The organism is Nonomuraea sp. NBC_00507 (assembly GCF_036013525.1).
Classification (GTDB): domain Bacteria; phylum Actinomycetota; class Actinomycetes; order Streptosporangiales; family Streptosporangiaceae; genus Nonomuraea.
This window is the reverse complement of the sequence record NZ_CP107853.1, coordinates 10,512,710-10,530,574: the sequence shown is the minus strand read 5'-3', so window position 1 is coordinate 10,530,574 and position 17,865 is coordinate 10,512,710. Positions and strand designations below refer to the sequence as shown.

The following is a 17,865-nucleotide window of genomic DNA, read 5'->3' as shown; positions in this document are numbered from 1 at the left end:
CCCACATGTCACGAATCATTCGGGCGACCGTCACGCCCATCCTGATCAGCGACCCGCCGCTGCTCAACGTGCTCGGCGTGCACCAGCCGTACACGCCGCGCACGATCATCGAGATCGAGACCGACGACGGCGTCACCGGCATCGGCGAGACCTACGGTGACACCGACTACCTGGACGTGGCCCGCAAGCTCGCCGAGGTCCTCCCCGGCCGCGACCTGACCGCCGTGAACGGCCTGTACACCCTGGCGTCCGCCGCGCTGACCGGGTCCGCGGACAACGTCAAGGAGTTCGACCCGGCCGGCCTGCGCGGCACCCGCAACAACGAGAAGCTGATCCGCAGCGTGGTGTCCGCCTTCGAGGTGGCCTCGCTCGACGCGCTCGGCAAGACGACCGGCCTGCCGGTGCACTGCCTGCTTGGCGGCAAGGTACGCGACCGCGTCGACTACAGCGGCTACCTGTTCTACCGCTGGGCCGAGCACCCCGACGGCGAGGCCCCCGACGACTGGGGCGCCGCCCTCGACCCCGACGGCGTCGTCCGGCAGGCCCAGCGCTTCGCCGACGACTACGGCTTCACCTCCTTCAAGCTCAAGGGCGGCGTGTTCGAGCCCGAGCAGGAGATCGCCGCCATCAAGGCGCTGGCCAAGGCGTTCCCCGGCTACCCGCTGCGGCTGGACCCCAACGGCGGCTGGTCGGTCGAGGCCAGCGTGCGCGTGGCGGAGGAGGTCGGCGATCTGCTGGAGTACATGGAGGACCCGACCGCGGGCGTGGACGGCATGGCCGAGGTGCGCAAGCGCACCGGCGCGGTGCTGGCCACCAACATGTGCGTCACCACGTTCGCCGAGGTCCCGGAGGCGTTCGCCAAGGACGCCGTCCAGGTCGTGCTGTCGGACCACCACTACTGGGGCGGCCTGCAGGCCACCCGTGAGCTGGCGGCGCTGTGCCGCACGTACGGCGTGGGCCTGTCCATGCACTCCAACACCCACCTCGGGATCAGCCTGGCGGCGATGACCCACGTCGCCAGCGTCATCCCTCAGCTGAGCTACGCCTGCGACAGCCACCGGCCCTGGCAGACCGAGGACGTCATCACCGAGCCGCACCGCTTCACCGGCGGCGCGATCGAGGTGAGCGACGCCCCCGGCCTCGGTGTCGAGCTCGACCGGGACGCGCTGGCCGCGCTGCACGAGCGCTGGCTCGCCCGCCCCGACATGCGTGACCGCGACGACGTCGCCGCCATGCGCAAGGTCCACCCCGACTGGATCCAGCCCGCACTCCCCCGCTGGTGACAACGAAAGAAGAATCATGAGAATCGGAGTACTCCTGGCCGCCGTCGCGCTGGCCGCCTCCGCCTGCTCCGTGCAGGGCGGCAGCGGTGACAAGAGCGCCGCCGCGTCCGGCTACCCCAACAAGCCCGTCGAGTTCACCGTTCCGACGGACCCGGGCGGCAGCACCGACCTGCTCACCCGCGCCCTCGCCAAGAGCATCGAGGAGCCGCTCGGCGTCAAGGCCGTGGTCGTGAACAAGCCGGGCGCCAACGGCAAGATCGCCGGTAAGGACGTGTTCGGCAGCAAGCCGGACGGTTACCGCATCGCGGTGATGCCGCAGTCGCTCTTCGCCATCGGCCCGCTCATGCTCGACGACGCCGACCCGGTCAAGCTCACCGACATGACCTTCATCAAGGGCCTGGCGGTCGAGGACTACGTCCTGGTCGTGCCCGCCGACTCGAAGTACAAGACGCTCAAGGACCTGGTCGAGGCCTCCAGCGTCAAGTACGGCACCACCGGCCCCGGCACCGGCAGCCAGCTGTCGCAGACCCTGCTGTTCGGCCTGGCCAAGACGGACGCCGCCCCGGTGCCCTTCGACGGCGGCGCGCCCACGGTGACCGCGGTGCTCGGCGGCAAGGTCGACGCCGCGTCCGTGCAGATCGCCGAGGGCTTCAAGCACGTCCAGGCCGGCAAGATGCGGGCGCTCGCGGTCTTCGGCGACAAGCGGCACGAGGCCCTGCCGGAGGTGCCGACCGCCAAGGAGTCCGGCTACGACGTCGTGGTCGACCAGCGCAGGTTCGTCGCGGGACCGGCCGGGCTGCCCGCCGAGGTTCGCGACAAGCTGGCCGCGGCCATCGACAAGGCCATCGCCTCGCCCGAGTACAACGAGATCCTGAAGACCAACTACATCGGTCGCTGGGACGCCAACGGCGACCAGGTCGGCACCCAGCTGAACGAGAGCCTGCAGCGCTTCGACAAGCTGGCCAAGGACCTCGGCATCGACCTGAAGGCCCAGCAGCAGTGAGCTACGAGCGTCGGCTGAACGTGGTGGTCGCCCTGGTGCCGCTGGTCATCGGCGTGGTGGCCGCGCTCATGTCGTGGAACCTGGGGGTCGGCAGCCTGTCGGCCCCCGGGCCCGGCATGTGGCCGCTGGTGGTCAGTGTCGCCATGGTGGTCATCGCCGCGGTGCTCATGCTCCAGTCGCGGCCCCGCGGCGACGAGGAACGCTTCACCAAGGACGTCGTGACGGTCGCCATCGCGGCCGCCTCGCTGATCGCCTACGCGTTCCTGTTCGAGCTCGTCGGCTTCGAGGTGCCGACCATCGCGCTGCTCGTGCTGTGGCTCAAGGGGCTCGGCCGGGAGAGCTGGCGGGTGACCGCCGTGGTCTCCGTCGTCGCGACGGCGGCGCTCTACCTGCTGTTCATCACAGCGCTCGGGGTGTCCCTGCCCCACATCATCCAACTGTGAGACTGGACATGGACTTCCTCTCCCCGGTGATCGACGGCTTCGGCGTGGTCTTCCAGCCGGAGAACCTCTTCTACTGCCTGCTCGGGGTCACCCTCGGCATGCTGATCGGGGTTCTGCCCGGGCTCGGTCCCGCGGCCACCATCGCGGTGCTGCTGCCGATCACGTACAACATCGAGCCGACCGCGGCCATCATCATGCTCGCCGGCATCTTCTACGGCGCCCAATACGGCGGCACCATCACCTCAGTGCTGCTGCGCCTGCCCGGCGAGGCGTCCAGCGTGGTCACCGCCATCGACGGGCACGCGCTGGCGAAGCAGGGCCGGGCCGGCTCGGCGCTCGGCATCGCCGCCATCGGCTCCTTCATCGGCGGCACCGTCGCGATCATCGGCCTGACGTTCGTGGCGCCGCTGGTCGCGGGCTTCGCCTTGGACTTCGGGCCGTCGGAGTACACCGCGCTGGCCCTGCTCGGCATCCTGCTGATCACCACGCTCGGCACCGGGTCGCCGCTCAAGAGCATCCTCATGGCCACGGTCGGGCTGCTGCTGGCCACCGTCGGGCAGGACCCGCTGGAAGGCGTCTCCCGGCTGACCTTCGGCGTCGACCAGCTGCTCGACGGGATCGACTTCGTCATCGTCGCGATGGGCCTGTTCGGCGTCGGCGAGATCCTCTACAACCTGGAGTCGCTGCGCCGGCCCCCGGAGGCGGCCGCGCCCGTCGGCTCGGTCTACCCCTCCCGCGCCGAGCTCAGCGAGTCCAAGGGTGCGATCACCCGCGGCTCGTTCCTCGGCTTCCTGCTCGGCATCCTGCCGGGCGGCGGCGCGACCATGGCGTCCATGGTCGCCTACGCCGTGGAGAAGCGGGCCGGCAAGCAGCCGGAGAGGTTCGGCAAGGGCGCCATCCAGGGCGTGGCCGGGCCCGAGAGCGCCAACAACGCCGCCGCGACGTCGTCGTTCATCCCGCTGCTGACGCTGGGCATCCCGGCGAACGCCACCATGGCGATCATGTTCGGTGCCCTGCTCATCCAGGGCATCACACCCGGCCCGGCGCTGGTGGCGGAGAAGCCCGACCTGTTCTGGGGCGTGGTCAACTCCATGTACGTCGGCAACCTGCTGCTGCTGGCCATGAGCATGCCGCTGATCGGGGTGTTCGTGCGCATCCTGCGGGTGCGGCAGGCGATCCTGGCCCCGCTGACGATCCTCGTCACCATGATCGGCGTCTACACGGTCAGGATGAGCGTCTTCGACATGTTCCTCATGGTCGGTCTCGGCGTGCTCGGCTACCTGATGAAGAAGGCCGGCTTCGAGCCGGGGCCGCTCGTGCTGGCGTTCGTGCTCGGCAGCCTGCTGGAGTCGTCGTTCCGCCGGTCGATGCGCATCTTCGGCGGCGACGTGACCGGGTTCCTCACCCAACCCATCACCGCCACCCTGCTCGCCGTGATCGTCCTGATCATCGTCGTGCCCCCGGTCCTGCGCCTGAGCAAGCGCAAGGACTCCTCCCGAGAGAAGGTGGAAGCATGACAGTCGTCATCGCCGGATACGTCCCCACGGCGCTCGGTCAGGCCGTCCTCGACCAGGCACTGGCCGAGGCCGAGCTCAGGAAGGCCAGGCTCGTGGTGGTGAACGTCTCCCGCCCCGGCTCCTACGTCGACCCCGACACCGCGGTGGTGGCCGACCTCGAACGCCGGGTGGGCGACGGGCACGAGGTGCGGCAGGTGCAGGACAACGACCCGGCCGCCGCGGTGCTGGATGTGGCGCAGCGGGAGTCGGCGAGCCTCGTCGTGATCGGCGTGCCGCGCCGCTCCCCGGTCGGCAAGCTCATCATGGGCAGCACGGCTCAGCGCATCCTGCTGGACTCGGCCTGCCCCGTGCTGGCGGTCAAGGAGTCTTGAGGGCCATCTCCAGCACGTCGGCCAGCTGCCGCGGGGTCGGCAGGATGCGCAGCGCCTCGTCGATCTCGCGTTCCGCCCACTCGCGGTGGCGTGGCTCGGTGTCCGGGTCGAGGGCGTGGCGTGCCTGGACCAGCAGGAAGTTGAGCCGGGAGGCGACCAGCATCGAGAAGTCCGCGGGCTCGGTGATGCGCCCGGGGCCGTCCGCGCGCACGTAGGCCTCGTACATGGCGCGCATGGCGTGGAGGTCGGCGACCGAGTTGTCGCAGAACCAGTCGAACAGCGCCCGGGCCAGCTCCCGGCCCGGCGCGGCCGGCCCCAGGTTGTCCCAGTCAACGACCACCAGCCCGCCGGCCGGGTCGGCCAGGACGTTCTCCGGGTGCAGATCGCGATGGCAGACGAGCAGGCCGACGGGATCGGCCGGCGCGACCGCCGCGCACAACTCGGGCACGATGGCCAGCAGGTCGGCCAGGCGCGCCGCCCACGCCGCGCCCGACGCGGACAGCTTCGCCAGCTCATCAGTGGCGGGGACCCGGTCGTACCAGGGGTCGGGCGGCCGGCCGTCCGGCTCGGCGGCCGTGGGCTGGGCGCACCGGTGCAGGCGCGCCAGCAGCGCCCCGAGCTCGGTCGGCGTGGCGGGCGCCGTCAGCTCGACCGGCCGCAGGTCCGCCCAGTCGTACAGGCGCAGCCACGTCCCATCGGGCGTCGTGAGCAGATAGCGCCCGTCGCGGTCGGCGTGGCTGGCCGGCAGCCGAACCCCGGCCTGGGCGGCACGCCGCGCGAACGCCAGCTCCGCGTCGATCAACGCCGTCGACGGCGGCTCGGCGAAGATCTCCTTCAGCGCGTAGCGCTCCGGGCCGACCTCCAGCCGCCAGATCTGCCCCAGCGCCCCCCGCGGCCCTAGGGACGCCACGACGTCCTCATCCCAGCCGAACGCTTCCTGCACGTACGCCATGAGATCCACGCGGCCCAGTATGGGCGGTCATCTGGCCCGCGCACAAAGTTTTCATGCCGATGAAGCGCACCATCAGATGGCTCAGCGGCGGCAGCGCCGTGAAGGCGGTGAAGATCGGCGGTATTGGAAGGCTGATCCCAGTCGTCGATCAGCCCGATGCAATCGCGCACCGGCGAGTTGCGCCTGCCCAGCGGCCGGATCAGCGGCAACCTCACGCTTAATGGCGCACACCTGAACAACCCGAACGGCGTCGCCGTCAACGCCGAACACCTCGACGTCGGCAGCTATCTGCGCGCTCAAGATGGGTTCATCTGCGACTGCGAGATCATTCTCACCGCGGCCAGGATCGGTGCGGCCGTCCACATCGACGGCGCTCGGTTACGGCATCGCGGCCGTCGTGTCGTATCGCCACATGTACGAGCTGGCGCTGCGGCACGGCGAGAGTGCGCTAGGGGCGACATTGATCCCGCTCGCGGTGGACGGCATGATCGTGGCCTCATCGATGTCGATCCTTCTTGCCGGCAGGTACGGTCGTCGCGGGGAGTGCTGGCGTGGATCCCGCTGGTCATCGGCAGTCTGGCCAGTCTGGGTGCCAATGTGGCTGTCGCCGATCCCACCCTGATCGCTCGTTTCATCGCCGCCTGGCCGTCCCTCGCGCTTATCGGCGCCTACGAGTTGCTCATGGGCCAGATTCGGCAGGGCCGATCAGCACGACCGCAAGCAGAGGAAGGCGTGCAGCAAGGTCGTCGGTCAGAGAGCACCGGGGATGTCGGTAACGCTCAGCCGAAGTCGACCCACGAGCGAGCTCGGTGCCTGCATCAGTTGGCATGGCAGTGCGCGCAGGGGAACTGTGGCCCGGATGGCGCGATTGCGGCGCAATTTCTCGCAGTCCCCGCTGGGGTCGATGGATCGAGAACGCAGGGAGCGCTGGACTCCTTGAGCCATCGTCTGGTGACGCCTTGAATTGAGGCGGGCCACCGATTCCGTGGATCAGCCCCTGGGCGTGAGGTGAGGCCTAACCTGCACGAGGTACCCCTGCCAGGAGTGCTCGCCGGGACCGCATGAATCCGGCTTGATGTCCGCGCCGATCGGGTCGCACGTGGCGGCCTGAAGAGCTGCGCTGGATGGGTTCGGGGAAGGGAGGGATCAGGTTTTGAGCAGGGCCTGGCAGATACGGCCGGCGGCGGTCGACGCCGGAGCTGGGCTCATCGAACACGACGATCCGGCGGGCACTGAGCCGGGCCGCGGCGACAGGCTCAGCCGCCGCCCGTCGAGGAGTACCTCTCCTTCGTGCCGTTGCAGGCCCGTGAGGATGCGGGCGGCGGCTGCCATTCCAGCCCGAAGTGCGGTCAGCGGGTTCGATGGAACAGGCCGCGGAGAATCCGTTAGGGCGCGGCCCCTGCGCCCCTGGTCTTTCCCGGGCGGCGGGGAAGCAGGGCCACTGCCAGAGCCGGGACGGTGGCGAGGAGCAGCCAGGGTACGGCGGCCGGGAGGCCAAGGTCGAGCAGGGATCCGGTGGCCGAGCTGCCGATGAGGACGATCAGGCCGGAGACGGAGAACAGCGCGCCGGTGTAGAGGCCGAGCCGTCCGTCCTCGGCGAGGTCGGGGACCCAGGCGCGGGCGGCGGGGACGATCAGCATCTGGCCGAGGGTGAGCAGGACGACGTATCCCGCGGCGGGGAGCAGACCGGCGGCACCCGTCCACTCGGCGGGGCGCGCGGCGGCCACGACCGCGAAGCCGGCGGCGACGAGCAGCAGCCCGATGGCCATGGAGCGGCGCAGACCGAGCCGGTCGCCGGCCCAGCGGGTCACGGGGAGCTGGGCGAACACGACGAGCAGGGAGGAGAGGGCGAACAGCCAGGATAGGGGCGCCTGGGAGCCGGTCGCGCGTTCCACCTCCTCCGGCAGGGCGAGGTAGAGCTGGTTGTAGGCGAGCAGATAAGCGCCGTACGCGCAGCAGAGGGCGAGGAAGCGGCGGTTGCGCAGCAGCGCGCGTACCCCGCCTCGCTCCCGGGTCCGCGTCCGGCCGGGGATGTGCTGGGGCATCAGCCACGCGTGCCCGGCGAGGACGAGCACGAAGACGGCGGTCCCGGCAAGGCAGGCGATGCGGAAGTCCACGGCGAGCAGCAGGCCGCCGAGCAGCGGGCCGACGAAGGCGCCGGCCTGGCCGGCCACGGTGAACAGGGCGAGCAGCCGGGTGCGGGGGCCGTGCCCTTCCTCTTCCCAGGTCACCGCCTGCCGGGCCACCTCGGATTCGACGGCGGGGGAGAACAGGGCGGCGGCGAAGCCGATCGACAGCACCGCGCCGATCACGGCCCAGGTCGCCTCGGCGTACCCCAGCCAGGCGAACCCGGCGACACGCAGAGTGCAGCCGGTCAGGACGACCGGCCGTACGCCGTAGCGGTCCACGAGCCACCCGCCGACCACGAACAGCCCCTGTTGGCTGAAGGTGCGCAGGCCGAGGACGAAGCCCACCATCCAGCCGGCCATGCCGATGGCGGTGCCGAGGTGTTCGGCCAGGAACGGCAGTACGGCATAGAAGCCGATGTTGAAGGCGAGTTGGGTGAGGATCAGCAGGCGCAGGAGGGGGGAGAGTTCCGTCCAGGTTCGCTGGCGTGGGGGCTTGGGGATCCGGGCGGCTCGGGTGAGGGTGCGGGAGATCAGGGAGGTCATGGGGGTCCGCTCAAGGGGTGTGCGTGGGTGGTGTGAGTGCGGGTGTCTGCGGCGGCTCGGGCACGGCTTGCTCCTGCTGGGCCGGCTGGCCTGGGCGCGTCCTCGACTGCGGCTTCAGCCGTGGACGGCGTACTCCGCCCGCCGCCGTCACCGCCAGCGCGCCGAGCAGGGCGAGGACGGCGGCCGGGGTGAGGACGGCCCAGGGGGCGCGTTCTGCGTAGGGCTGGTTCTCGGCGAGCAGCAGGCCCCACTCCGGTGACGGCGGCTGGGAGCCGAGGCCGAGGAAGCCGAGGGCGGCCAGGCTCAGGGCGATGCCGGGCAGCCGGAGCAGGGCGTGACGGATCACGGGTGGCAGGACGGGTGGGAGGAGTTCGTGGGTGAGCAGGTACCAGGGTCCGGCGCCGAGCGCGCGGGTTGGGGTCAGGTGGGTGGTGGCGCGCTCCTGCTGAAGGAGAGCGGAGGTGTGGGTGGCCAGTGGCGACCAGGCGACGGCGGCCACGGCGAGCGCGGGTGTCCACGGGCCGCTGCCCGCGATTCCGGTGACGAGGAGGCCGGCCAGGACGGCCGGTACGGCGTTGACGGTATCGGCCATCGGCCTGGACAGCCCGGGCAGCAGACCCAGGAGCACGCCGGTGACGAGGGCGGCGGCGCTCACTGCCACGGCGATGGCGAGGGTGTTCAGCGCGCCGTGGGCGATGCGGGCCAGGATGTCGCGGCCGAGGGCATCGGTACCGAACGGATGCGCCCAGGAAGGAGCTTGGAGACGGGCGACGGTGTCCAGGACGAGCGGGTCTCGCGGCAGGCCGAGGCAGATGACGACGGCCAGCAGCGCCCCGTACAGCAGGGGCAGCGTCCGGGGCGCGGGGGCGGGGTGGGCCGCTGCAGGCTGTGCAGGGCGTGGTCGCGCAGCGCGGGTCCGATAAGCAGCAGGGTCGCGAGCCGGGCCAGGGCCCCGGCGGTCGTCGCGAGCAGGACCAGGGCGAGCGTGCCGGTCTGGAGGACGGGAAGGTCCTGGGCGAGGGCGGCGCGCAGGGTGAGCCGGCCGAGGCCGGGGATGTCGAAGATCTGCTCGACGGCGACGGCGCCGCCGGTCAGGCCGACCGCGAACAGTCCCAGGTTGGGCAGCAGCGCGGGCACGCAGCGCCGCAGCGCCTGCCGGGCCACCGACGTGGGCGGCAGGCCGCGGGCAGCGGCTGCCAGGGCCCACGGCTCGGCGAACGCGCCGGGCAGCAGGTCGTCCAGCATCCGCCCGAGGACCGCCCCGGCGGGCATCGTTCTCGGCGCTCCAGGACTCGGCGAGTGCCGGGGCCGCGGTGCCGTTGGCATCCAGCTGGGTCAGGCCTTCCGAGACGCCGAGCCGGGACAGGAGATAGGCGTCGTCGCCATACGGGGAGAAGTTCTGCGTGGATGGGAAGGCGAGCGCTACGCGCAGCCGGTCACCCTCTCCTGAGCCGGAGGAGTTCGCGGACAACGAGCCGTCGGGGGAGGCGAAGCAACCGGACAGGAGCGGGGCGAGGAGGAGGCCGGCTATCAGCCGACGGCGGGGGGTTCCCATGGTTCGCGTTCTTGTCTTTCTCGACTTTCCGGTGTCCCGGCTATGGAGCACATCTGGAAGAGTAGCCTGATTATGGTTTTCATTTTGAATTGAGGTGTCACGTCATCGGGATCTCGAAGTGAACGATGCCGCTCCCGCCGCCGGGCACCTCATCGCGCTCGTCGCAAACCACCGTGCCCAGCGACCGCCACAGGCCCATCGCGCCCGGCGAGTGCGGATACGTGTGCAGGTAGACCGACCGGTAGCCGCCGTCGGCCTTCGCGAACGCCAGCAGCTCGGCGACCAGCCGCCGGGCCAGCCCGCGCCGCCGGTGCTCAGGCCGCACGTACACCCGCCGCAGTTGCGCGGTCTCGCCCGACGGGTAACGCTCCGCCAGCCAGCGGGGAGTTGGCGGGTGCGTGGGCCCGCGCGCGTCCAGTGCTGCCGTGGCAGCCATCGTCCCGTCCCGCTCGTCGACGGCCACCAGCAGCGTGTGCCGGGGCGGGGCTAGGTAGAGGCGCTCCGGGTCGATGATGTCGCCGTGCCAGCGCGGCACGTATCTCGTGCCGAAGTCCCGGTAGACGGTGTCGAGCATCACGGCCCGCGCCTCGTCGAGGTCGTCCCTGCTCGCCGTTCTGATGCCATTTAAATGCACCTGCAAATCATCTGCAACAATGTAGCAGGGCAATCGTGGCCGCTCTACGCGTTGAGGAGCCCACTGGACCACCGCTGTCCGCCGTGCTGGCCGGGGTTCGTACTGGGCCCGTTCCCGCCTCGGGTCGTCGCTGCGCACGGTGGGTCGGCACTGGTCGACCGCGACCGGCGGTGGCGGTGCGGTGCTGTCGGCCGAGTGCTGTCAGCCGCTACCTACGGCTCTCAGGCGGGATATCGACGGCGGGTCCGGCGCTCATGCGGAGTCGGAGGTGCCGGCGCGCCTGCTCCACAGCCAGATGCCAAGGCCCGCCAGCACGAGGGCCACGCCGACCCCCCACAGCCACGCGGGCATACCCTGTGCCGCCTCCTGTGCCGAAGCGGGGGAAGCGGCAGACGCGGCAGGGCTGGAGGAGGCGGCAGGCGTCCGAGCAGCAGGCGACGATGCGGTCTCTGAGCTGGTAGGGCTCGGTGTGGGATGCGGGGTTTTCCGAGGTTGACCGACCCGCCCCCGGCCTTGCGCAGGACGACGGTGGGGAATCTGACGCGGGCGCTGTATTCGAGCTCGATCTCCTCCAGCGACGCCACCTTGGCGTTCTTGGCGGGGGAGCTGCGCTTGAGCTGGTCGTGAGCGAGGGCCGGCGAAGCGGTGAGGACGAGGAACGCGCAGCCAAGCGCCATCGCGATCAGGCTGCGGCCCTCAGCCGACGTGATGAAGGGCAGGAGGACCGCGTAGGCGAAAGACGGCAGTGAGCTGAGAGGGGGAACACGACACCGGCCGGTCACGGGCGATGAGCAGCCGGTCGGGGGCGGGAGCGGCAAAGGGTGTGGCCAGCGGCCAGCGCGGAGCGGCAAGTGGCGCCGCACCCCACACACGCAGCAGGAGCCAGAACGCACTCTCGCCCCGATGCAACCACCACCCGCACAGCCAGGCCACCGTCAGATGGATCAACGCCATGCCCAGGCTGATGTGGCCGTGGCGGGCTGAGAGGTCGGGAGCGCGCCTGCCCCCGCCGCGCCGACGACCATCACGTCCGGTGTGACCGGGCCCCGCCGGCGAAGACATGTCCGCCCGCAGAGACGAGGACGCAGACCACCGCGAAGACGGAGGCCCGCGCCACGCGCAGAACCGGCTCCACGGGGGACGCAGTTGCATCATGGCTGCCGCGGCGCCGCCCGGGAGCCTGCCCTGGCGCGGAGCCCGAGCAGGACGTCGATCACCAGGAACGCCGCCAGCGAGATCCCCATCAGCGGCAGGAAGACCCCGACGGCGACGGCGAGCAGGCCCAGCGGCGCCAGCAGGGCCCAGTGCGCCTGCCGCCGGCCGCCCCGCGGGTACGGCTTGCCGAAGCCGCGGGTGGGCCGCCGACGCCACCACATCCGGTAGCCGAGCACGATCAGGGTGATCAGGCCGATGGCGAGCGCGGCGAGGAGGATCTGGTTGGCCAGGCCGAACAGCAGCCCCATGTGCCCGTCGATGCCCCACCGGGTGAGCTTGGCAGCCAGTGGGTAGTCGGCGAAGCGCAGTTCGGCGGTCACCTGGCCGGTGGTGGCGTCGACGGCGACCTGGTCCAGGCGGGTGGGCGCGGTCTTGTCGATCTCCTTGACCAGATACGGTTCGCCGGGTTCACCGGGCCAGACGATCTCCAAGGGGCCCCACAGACCCTTGCTGGCGGCGGCCTGGGCGACGCGGTCCACCCCGACATCGGTCCCCGCATGCGCGGCATGTCCTCCCGCGGCTGTGTGCGCGGCGTGGTCGCCGCCCGAGGTGCTGATCGACGGCGTCGCCCACTTGAGCGCGGCGCGTAGCTCGTCGACGTTCTCCCCGGCGTACTTTGACCAGGTGAGGCCGGTGGCGGACAGGAGCAGCAGGCCGAGCACCGCCCACAGGCCGACCGAGCCGTGCCAGGACAGCGTGCGCCGCGGTCCACGGGCGGCGCGGTCGGGGACGATGAGGTGGCGCCGGTTGCGGCGGCGCCGGGTGATCCACAGGGCCAGGCCGCCGAGCGCGACAACCCACAGCCAGCTGGCGGCCAGTTCGCTGTAGATCCGTCCCGGCTCTCCCAGGTGCAGGTGGCGATGGAGGTGGGAGATCCAGGCCCGTACGGGCAGCGCGCCTGAGCTGCCGTAGCTCTCCAGCGTGCCGCGTACCTGGCCGGTGTGGGGATCGACGAAGACCGCCAGTTGTGTGCTCTCGGCCAGTCCCGGCTGGTCCATCAGCACGCGGGTGGTCTGGCCGGGTTCGGCGGCGGGCCGTACCGCCGTGGTTGCGCCCGCGGGATGCGCTGCGCGGGCCGCTTCGACCTGCCGGCTCAGGGGGAGTGTGGTCTGGCCGGCGGGCGCGGTGAGCTCATGCTGGTAGACGACCTGCTCGATCTGGAAGGAGGCGGCGTACAGCAGGCCGGTGCCGCCGCCGATGAGCAGGAAGGGGGCGATGAGGATGCCGGCGAAGAAGTGCAGTCGCAGCACCAGCGGGCGCAGCGCGGTCCAGGACGCCGGGCGCTCAGGAGATGGGGGGCGGGCGTGCTCGGTGGCGTCGACGGTAGAGGTCATGAGGCGTTTCTCCGCTCACAAGGGGGACGCGGGTTCCGCCGCAGGCACGGCGGTGGAAGAGGCGGCGGCACGACAGGCCGCGGCCCCGGGAGACCAGATCAGACGAGAGAGAAACGCGCGGGTGGGCCCCGCCGGGAGATCGCCGCCGCGAACAGGGACTGCGGGAAGGGCACGTGACCGTCCCGCGGCGGCCGGCGGCCGTGGAGCCCTCCCTCGATCAGCCCGGCCGCCAGGACCAGCAGGGCGCACCACCAGCGGCCGATGGAGGCGATGGCCAGATGCAGCAGGACGGCCAGAGCCGACTCACCCCGCTCCAGCCACCAGGCCGACAGGAGCGCCGTCATGGCGTGCACCAGCAGCATGCCCAGACCGGTGCCGTGTTCGTGCGGTGGAACCGGGGCCCCTGCGCTGAACATGTGGTGCATGCCGTACTGCGTGGCGAAACACGCCCCGAGCAGCACGTCCATCCCACGCTGGCGGCCTCCGAGCAGGAACGCGCCCGTCCAGGCCAGCGCCATCGCGCCGAGCAACGTGCCCGGGCGCACAGGCTCGCCTCCGGCGAACCCGTGCAGTGCAGCCGAGACCAGCACGCACACCGCCGCGAACACCGCGGAACGCATCGCGCGCAAGAGGGGCTGACCGGCATGCACGCGGCCATGGTGCCACGTGATCGGCACAGTGACCAGCGGAAGCCGCGAGCTGAACCGAGCACGCGCAGGCTGCGTATCTCCCTCATAAGCCATCTCCAGGCCTCGGCCGTGGTGTGGGAGGATCTTCTCGGTATGGGTCCGTTCTCGGTGGTGCGGTGGGTGCGCGCGGCGAGCTTCGCCGCCACGTGCGCCGCCCTGGCCGTGCTCGGGCACCTTGCTGGTGGGGGCTCCTTCGATCCGGCGTCGGCCTCGCAGGGCTTCCTGCTCCTCCTGCTGCCCGCACTGGCGTTGACCGGACGCGAACGCAGCCTGAGCTCCATCCTGCCCGCCACGGCCTTGTCACAGGTCATCCTGCATGTCCTGCTCACTCGGAACACGGACCGGCCGACGATGGCACACCATGTGCACACACCGGGCATGGATATGAGCCAGCTGGACCACGCGGGCTCCACGAGCTCGGGGATGCTGCTCATGCACGCGACGGCCGTGCTGCTGACCTCCGTATGGCTGCGCTGGGTCGAGGCGGGCCTGTGCGCCCTGGTGCGGCAGCTGGCCGGCTGGGTGCTGCGCCCGCTACTGGTCCTGCTGTTGATGGCGGCCGGGTGCGCCTCCCGCGAACAACATGCGACTGTGTGCGCGGGAGAGGACGAGGCCGCGTGCATCCGGCTTTTCCTCAGACATGCCCTTGTACGGCGAGGGCCCCCTGGAAGGCGCGCGGGAACCGCACTGGCTGCGTGATCGGGTGATCGAGTGCCTTCCGTGTGAGCCGGCCCTTGATTCACGTCATAGCTTGCTCGCCGAGCGTGCCATTGGCCGTGTCGCTCGGTCTGTTCGCGATGCGTCACCTCGACGGGGCGTCATCGCGGCATGTCCGGGATCCGGCGATGTCTTCCTTGGCATGCACTGATCACCATCGCCATCGTTGTTGCTGGCTGCGGTTCCTCTGACGACAACCCCCACCGGTCGCCATCGGTGCGGGCACGCGTACCTCCAACCCGTAGAGAGCACACATTCCGATGAGACCTTGTCGTTTCCGCCGCCCCCTGGCCGCCGCGCTGTCCGCGCTCGCGGCCCTGACCACCACCGGCTGCGGCGCCGCCGCCGGCTCCTCCAGTGAGCCGACCGTCACCGCCGCCGCGTCCGCCGGCCGGACCACCTATCCGCTGACCTTCGACAACTGCGGCATGAAGGTCACCTTTCAGCGGCCACCACAGCATGTACTGATCCTCAACGGGACCAGCGTGGGAGAGGTGGAGAGCTTCATCCTGCTCGGCCTGGAGAAGAGCATCCTGGCCAACGCCCAGAGCTATGGCGTCTCCGACGACCCGTCCATGATCGCCAAGATCAAGGTGCTGCCGACCGGCGGGCTGACGATGAACAAGAACTTCGACGTCCCCGCCGAGCAGGTGCTCAAGCTCAAGCCCGACCTGGTGGTGTCCACCTGGTCGGGTGGGTTCGACGCCAAGAGGGGCTTCGCCACCCGTGAGCAGCTCGCCGCGGCAGGGATCATCTCGCTGGTCAACCCGGTCAACTGCGCGCTGGGCAAGCCCGAGGCGACGCCGGAGGAGAAGCGCGCGTACCAGAACCAGTCGATCAACTCTTCTCTTGAGTTCATCAGCCTGCTGGGGCGGGTGTTCGATGTCCAGCAACGCGCGTTCGACCTGATCGGCAAGCTGCGTGCCCGCGTGGAGGCCGTACGCGGGCGAGTCGCGGGCCGGCCCGCCAAGAAGGTGCTCATCGCCTATCCCGGTATGGCCATGATGAACGCCAACGGGCTGCCCGCCGTGATGACCGGCGGCATCTACGATGATGTGATCAAGGCCGCCGGCGGTGTCAACGCCTTCGCCGGCCAGACCTCGGACATGACCCGCACCCTCAACCGGGAGCAGCTCGCTACCGCGCAGGTGGACGTGCTGGTGGTCGGGCTGTTCACCCCGGACGAGAAGGGGGACGAGGAAGCGGCCAAGCTGTTCGCCGCCTACCCTCACTGGGCCGCCTCGAAGACGAAGACGTACACGGTGGTGTCCGACGGCGTGTATCTCGGCCCGCTCAACGCCTGGGCCGTGGAGAAGATCTCCAAGGTGGTCCATCCCGGTGACTGACACCCTGACGCCCCAGCGCGCCATACCCGCGCCGTCCAGGCGCCCGCATCTGATCTCTGGACCGACGACGGGCCTGCTGCTGGCCGTCTTGGCTGCGGGGCTGGTCGCGGCGCTGGTGGTCGGCATCTCTGTCGGCTCGGTCAATCTCCCGCTTGGCCAGGTCTGGGCTGTGGTCTGGGCGCATCTGTCCGGCCGCGGCGCTCAGACGGACCCGCTGTTCGGCCAGATCGTCTGGGAGATCCGCACCCCGCGGGCGTTGCTGGCCGCGCTCGCCGGCGCCGCCCTGTCGGTGGCCGGGGTCGCGTTGCAGGCCCTGGTACGCAACCCGCTCGCCGATCCCTACGTGCTTGGCGTGTCGTCTGCGGCCTCGCTCGGAGCCGTGCTGGTCCCCGCCATCGGCAGCACCATGCTGGCCGGCTCGCTCGGCGTCACCGGCGCCGCGTTCGCCGCTGCCATGCTCTCGGCGTTGCTGGTCTATGTCCTGGCCCAGCGCGCCGGGCGGCTGCTGGACTCCTGGCTGGTGCTGACCGGGGTCGCCGTCGGTTACCTGTGCACTGCGGCCACCACGTTCGTCCAGCTGCAGCTCAACCCCACGGAACTGCAGGGCATGATGTTCTGGCTGATGGGCAGCGTCGCCGGCGCCACCTGGACCGACCTGGGCGTGCCCGCCCTGCTGATCGTCGCCTGCATGCTCTGGTTGACGCTTCAGGCCCGCGCGCTCAACGCGCTGCTGGCCGGCGAGGAGGCCGCCATCGCCATCGGCGTTCCGGTGGCCGCTCTGAGGATCGGGCTGCTGGTGGCCGGGTCGCTGCTCACGGCCACAGTGGTCAGCGTCGTCGGCGGCATCGGCTTCATCGGGCTGATGGTCCCGCACATGGTCAGGTTCGTCGTCGGCGCCGACCACCGCCGGGTGCTGCCGGTGTCGCTGCTGGCCGGGGCGCTGTTCCTGGTGCTGGTGGACCTGGCCGCCCGGATCGCCGACCGGCCGAACGAACTGCCGGTGGGGATCTTCACCACCGGACTCGGGGTGCCGTTCTTCCTGTGGCTGCTGCGCCGCCGGGCGAGCGGAGGCGCCGATGCGGCTTGACCTGGCCGGCGTCAGCGCCGTCATCGACGCGCGGCCCATCGTGAACGACGTCCACCTGACCGTCGGGCCCGGCGAGTTCGTCGCGCTCGTCGGCCCCAACGGCAGCGGCAAGTCCACGCTGCTGCGCACCGTCTACCGGTCGCTGCGCCCGTCCGGCGGGGTGGTCCGACTGGACGGCCAGGACCTGTGGCGGATGCGCCCCCGCCAGGCCGCGCGCCATCGTGCCGTGCTCCCTCAGCACAACCAGGTCGCCGACGGACTGTCCGTCGGCGAGGTCGTCGCCGCGGGCCGCCACAGCCACAAACGGCTGCTCGACCGGGAGAACGCGGCCGACCGCGCGATGGTCGCCACCGCACTCGAACGCGTCGGCATGGACCGGGCCGCCGACCGGCTGATGACCACCCTGTCGGGCGGCGAACGACAACGCGTCCTGCTCGCCCGCGCCCTGGCTCAGGAGGCGCCGCTGCTCGTGCTCGACGAACCCACCAACCACCTGGACGTGGGATCTCAGCTCCTGCTGCTGGATCTCATCCGTTCCCTCGGCCTCACCCTGCTGGCCGCCCTGCACGACCTCGACCAGGCCGCCGCGTACGCCGACCAGGTCGTAGTCCTGCGCGACGGCCGCGTGGCCGGGCAAGGGCCGCCCTTGGAGGTGCTGACGCCCGCGTTCATCGAGGAGGTCTTCGGCGTACGCGCCCATGTCGGCCCGCATCCCATCACCGGCCGCCCGCACATCGCGGTGGCCTCGCCCACGCGTGAAGGCAACCAGCTCACGCACGTATCACAACGCACATCACGCATCTAACGAGACCGATCCATAGAGGCGGTAACCATGACCAAGGACAGCAGACTCACTCGCCTCGCCACCCTGTGCGGCAACTGCGGCTGCCCAGAGGTCTACCTCGACCCCGAAGCGACGTCCGACCAGGAGGTCGTCATCACCGACGACTTCGGCCGGCGCATCTAGATGAGCGTCGATCAGTTCCAGGACCTCTTCGACAAAGCACGCTCGGGAGCCTTCGACACGGCGCTCCAACCTCAGCTCGC

Annotated in this window: 18 protein-coding genes; 11 read left to right on the top strand and 7 right to left on the bottom strand. The window is 70.7% G+C overall.

The window, feature by feature from the left end:
- Window positions 1-5: 5 nt before the first annotated feature.
- From OHA25_RS50415 to OHA25_RS50395, 5 genes are read left to right on the top strand one after another with little or no spacing between them, the layout of a single operon-like run.
- Complete coding sequence (locus OHA25_RS50415) at window positions 6-1,283, top strand: enolase C-terminal domain-like protein (RefSeq protein WP_327583963.1); 1,278 nt, start codon at window positions 6-8, stop codon at window positions 1,281-1,283.
- A gap of 16 nt (window positions 1,284-1,299) precedes the next feature.
- Window positions 1,300-2,286, top strand: a complete 987-nt coding sequence (locus tag OHA25_RS50410) for a Bug family tripartite tricarboxylate transporter substrate binding protein (RefSeq protein ID WP_327583962.1) — start codon at window positions 1,300-1,302, stop codon at window positions 2,284-2,286.
- Window positions 2,283-2,729: a tripartite tricarboxylate transporter TctB family protein gene (locus tag OHA25_RS50405; RefSeq protein WP_327583961.1), complete on the top strand. Its 447-nt coding sequence runs from the start codon at window positions 2,283-2,285 to the stop codon at window positions 2,727-2,729. Before OHA25_RS50410 ends, OHA25_RS50405 begins: the two co-directional genes overlap by 4 nt.
- Complete coding sequence (locus OHA25_RS50400) at window positions 2,726-4,246, top strand: tripartite tricarboxylate transporter permease (RefSeq protein WP_327583960.1); 1,521 nt, start codon at window positions 2,726-2,728, stop codon at window positions 4,244-4,246. The genes OHA25_RS50405 and OHA25_RS50400 overlap by 4 nt, the downstream gene beginning before the upstream one ends.
- Window positions 4,243-4,617, top strand: a complete 375-nt coding sequence (locus OHA25_RS50395) for a universal stress protein (protein ID WP_327583959.1) — start codon at window positions 4,243-4,245, stop codon at window positions 4,615-4,617. The genes OHA25_RS50400 and OHA25_RS50395 overlap by 4 nt, the downstream gene beginning before the upstream one ends.
- Here the strand turns inward: OHA25_RS50395 and OHA25_RS50390 are convergent.
- Complete coding sequence (locus OHA25_RS50390; RefSeq protein ID WP_327591160.1) at window positions 4,604-5,569, bottom strand: phosphotransferase enzyme family protein; 966 nt, start codon at window positions 5,567-5,569, stop codon at window positions 4,604-4,606. The genes OHA25_RS50395 and OHA25_RS50390 overlap by 14 nt on opposite strands.
- A gap of 156 nt (window positions 5,570-5,725) precedes the next feature.
- Here OHA25_RS50390 and OHA25_RS61710 point away from each other — a divergent pair, with 156 nt between their 5' ends.
- Window positions 5,726-6,532 (top strand): hypothetical protein, encoded by an 807-nt coding sequence (locus OHA25_RS61710; protein ID WP_442941984.1) that lies wholly within the window; start codon window positions 5,726-5,728, stop codon window positions 6,530-6,532.
- Window positions 6,533-6,954: 422 nt separating this feature from the next.
- On the opposite strand, the gene OHA25_RS50380 is transcribed toward OHA25_RS61710, so the two are convergent.
- From OHA25_RS50380 to OHA25_RS50355, 6 genes are all read right to left on the bottom strand, one after another.
- Window positions 6,955-8,241 (bottom strand): MDR family MFS transporter, encoded by a 1,287-nt coding sequence (locus tag OHA25_RS50380; protein ID WP_327583957.1) that lies wholly within the window; start codon window positions 8,239-8,241, stop codon window positions 6,955-6,957.
- Window positions 8,242-8,251: 10 nt separating this feature from the next.
- Entirely contained in the window at window positions 8,252-8,902 is a 651-nt protein-coding gene (locus OHA25_RS50375) for an ABC transporter permease (RefSeq protein ID WP_327583956.1), read from the bottom strand.
- A 17-nt stretch (window positions 8,903-8,919) separates the two neighbouring features.
- Complete coding sequence (locus tag OHA25_RS50370; protein ID WP_327583955.1) at window positions 8,920-9,513, bottom strand: ABC transporter permease subunit; 594 nt, start codon at window positions 9,511-9,513, stop codon at window positions 8,920-8,922.
- Window positions 9,514-9,893: 380 nt separating this feature from the next.
- Window positions 9,894-10,430: a GNAT family N-acetyltransferase gene (locus tag OHA25_RS50365; RefSeq protein ID WP_327583954.1), complete on the bottom strand. Its 537-nt coding sequence runs from the start codon at window positions 10,428-10,430 to the stop codon at window positions 9,894-9,896.
- 1,151 nt (window positions 10,431-11,581) lie between these two features.
- Window positions 11,582-12,979 carry a PepSY-associated TM helix domain-containing protein gene (locus OHA25_RS50360; protein ID WP_327583953.1) on the bottom strand — a complete coding sequence of 466 codons (1,398 nt, stop codon included), beginning with the start codon at window positions 12,977-12,979 and terminating at the stop codon, window positions 11,582-11,584.
- Window positions 12,980-13,077: 98 nt separating this feature from the next.
- Entirely contained in the window at window positions 13,078-13,599 is a 522-nt protein-coding gene (locus OHA25_RS50355; protein WP_327583952.1) for a hypothetical protein, read from the bottom strand.
- Between the two features lie 162 nt (window positions 13,600-13,761).
- Between OHA25_RS50355 and OHA25_RS50350 the strand changes: the two genes are divergently transcribed.
- From OHA25_RS50350 to OHA25_RS50330, 5 genes are all read left to right on the top strand, one after another.
- Entirely contained in the window at window positions 13,762-14,367 is a 606-nt protein-coding gene (locus OHA25_RS50350) for a hypothetical protein (RefSeq protein ID WP_327583951.1), read from the top strand.
- A gap of 278 nt (window positions 14,368-14,645) precedes the next feature.
- Window positions 14,646-15,731: an ABC transporter substrate-binding protein gene (locus OHA25_RS50345; RefSeq protein WP_327583950.1), complete on the top strand. Its 1,086-nt coding sequence runs from the start codon at window positions 14,646-14,648 to the stop codon at window positions 15,729-15,731.
- Window positions 15,724-16,818 carry a FecCD family ABC transporter permease gene (locus OHA25_RS50340; RefSeq protein WP_327583949.1) on the top strand — a complete coding sequence of 365 codons (1,095 nt, stop codon included), beginning with the start codon at window positions 15,724-15,726 and terminating at the stop codon, window positions 16,816-16,818. Before OHA25_RS50345 ends, OHA25_RS50340 begins: the two co-directional genes overlap by 8 nt.
- On the top strand, window positions 16,808-17,623 hold the full coding sequence (locus tag OHA25_RS50335; RefSeq protein ID WP_327583948.1) for an ABC transporter ATP-binding protein: 816 nt from the start codon (window positions 16,808-16,810) through the stop codon (window positions 17,621-17,623). Before OHA25_RS50340 ends, OHA25_RS50335 begins: the two co-directional genes overlap by 11 nt.
- Window positions 17,624-17,650: 27 nt before the next feature.
- Window positions 17,651-17,785 (top strand): hypothetical protein, encoded by a 135-nt coding sequence (locus OHA25_RS50330; RefSeq protein ID WP_327583947.1) that lies wholly within the window; start codon window positions 17,651-17,653, stop codon window positions 17,783-17,785.
- Window positions 17,786-17,865: the final 80 nt, after the last annotated feature.

Excerpts from the sequence above, each read along its gene's own strand:
- OHA25_RS50330 (WP_327583947.1), top strand. The coding sequence starts at position 17,651 with ATGACCAAGGACAGCAGACTCACTCGCCTCGCCACCCTGTGCGGCAAC.
- OHA25_RS61710 (WP_442941984.1), top strand. The coding sequence starts at position 5,726 with ATGCAATCGCGCACCGGCGAGTTGCGCCTGCCCAGCGGCCGGATCAGC.
- OHA25_RS50355 (WP_327583952.1), bottom strand. The coding sequence starts at position 13,599 with ATGCGTTCCGCGGTGTTCGCGGCGGTGTGCGTGCTGGTCTCGGCTGCA.
- OHA25_RS50390 (WP_327591160.1), bottom strand. The coding sequence starts at position 5,569 with ATGGCGTACGTGCAGGAAGCGTTCGGCTGGGATGAGGACGTCGTGGCG.
- OHA25_RS50335 (WP_327583948.1), top strand. The coding sequence starts at position 16,808 with ATGCGGCTTGACCTGGCCGGCGTCAGCGCCGTCATCGACGCGCGGCCC.
- OHA25_RS50345 (WP_327583950.1), top strand. The coding sequence starts at position 14,646 with ATGAGACCTTGTCGTTTCCGCCGCCCCCTGGCCGCCGCGCTGTCCGCG.
- OHA25_RS50360 (WP_327583953.1), bottom strand. The coding sequence starts at position 12,979 with ATGACCTCTACCGTCGACGCCACCGAGCACGCCCGCCCCCCATCTCCT.
- OHA25_RS50350 (WP_327583951.1), top strand. The coding sequence starts at position 13,762 with ATGGGTCCGTTCTCGGTGGTGCGGTGGGTGCGCGCGGCGAGCTTCGCC.
- OHA25_RS50395 (WP_327583959.1), top strand. The coding sequence starts at position 4,243 with ATGACAGTCGTCATCGCCGGATACGTCCCCACGGCGCTCGGTCAGGCC.
- OHA25_RS50415 (WP_327583963.1), top strand. The coding sequence starts at position 6 with ATGTCACGAATCATTCGGGCGACCGTCACGCCCATCCTGATCAGCGAC.
- OHA25_RS50380 (WP_327583957.1), bottom strand. The coding sequence starts at position 8,241 with ATGACCTCCCTGATCTCCCGCACCCTCACCCGAGCCGCCCGGATCCCC.
- OHA25_RS50410 (WP_327583962.1), top strand. The coding sequence starts at position 1,300 with ATGAGAATCGGAGTACTCCTGGCCGCCGTCGCGCTGGCCGCCTCCGCC.
- OHA25_RS50370 (WP_327583955.1), bottom strand. The coding sequence starts at position 9,513 with ATGCCCGCCGGGGCGGTCCTCGGGCGGATGCTGGACGACCTGCTGCCC.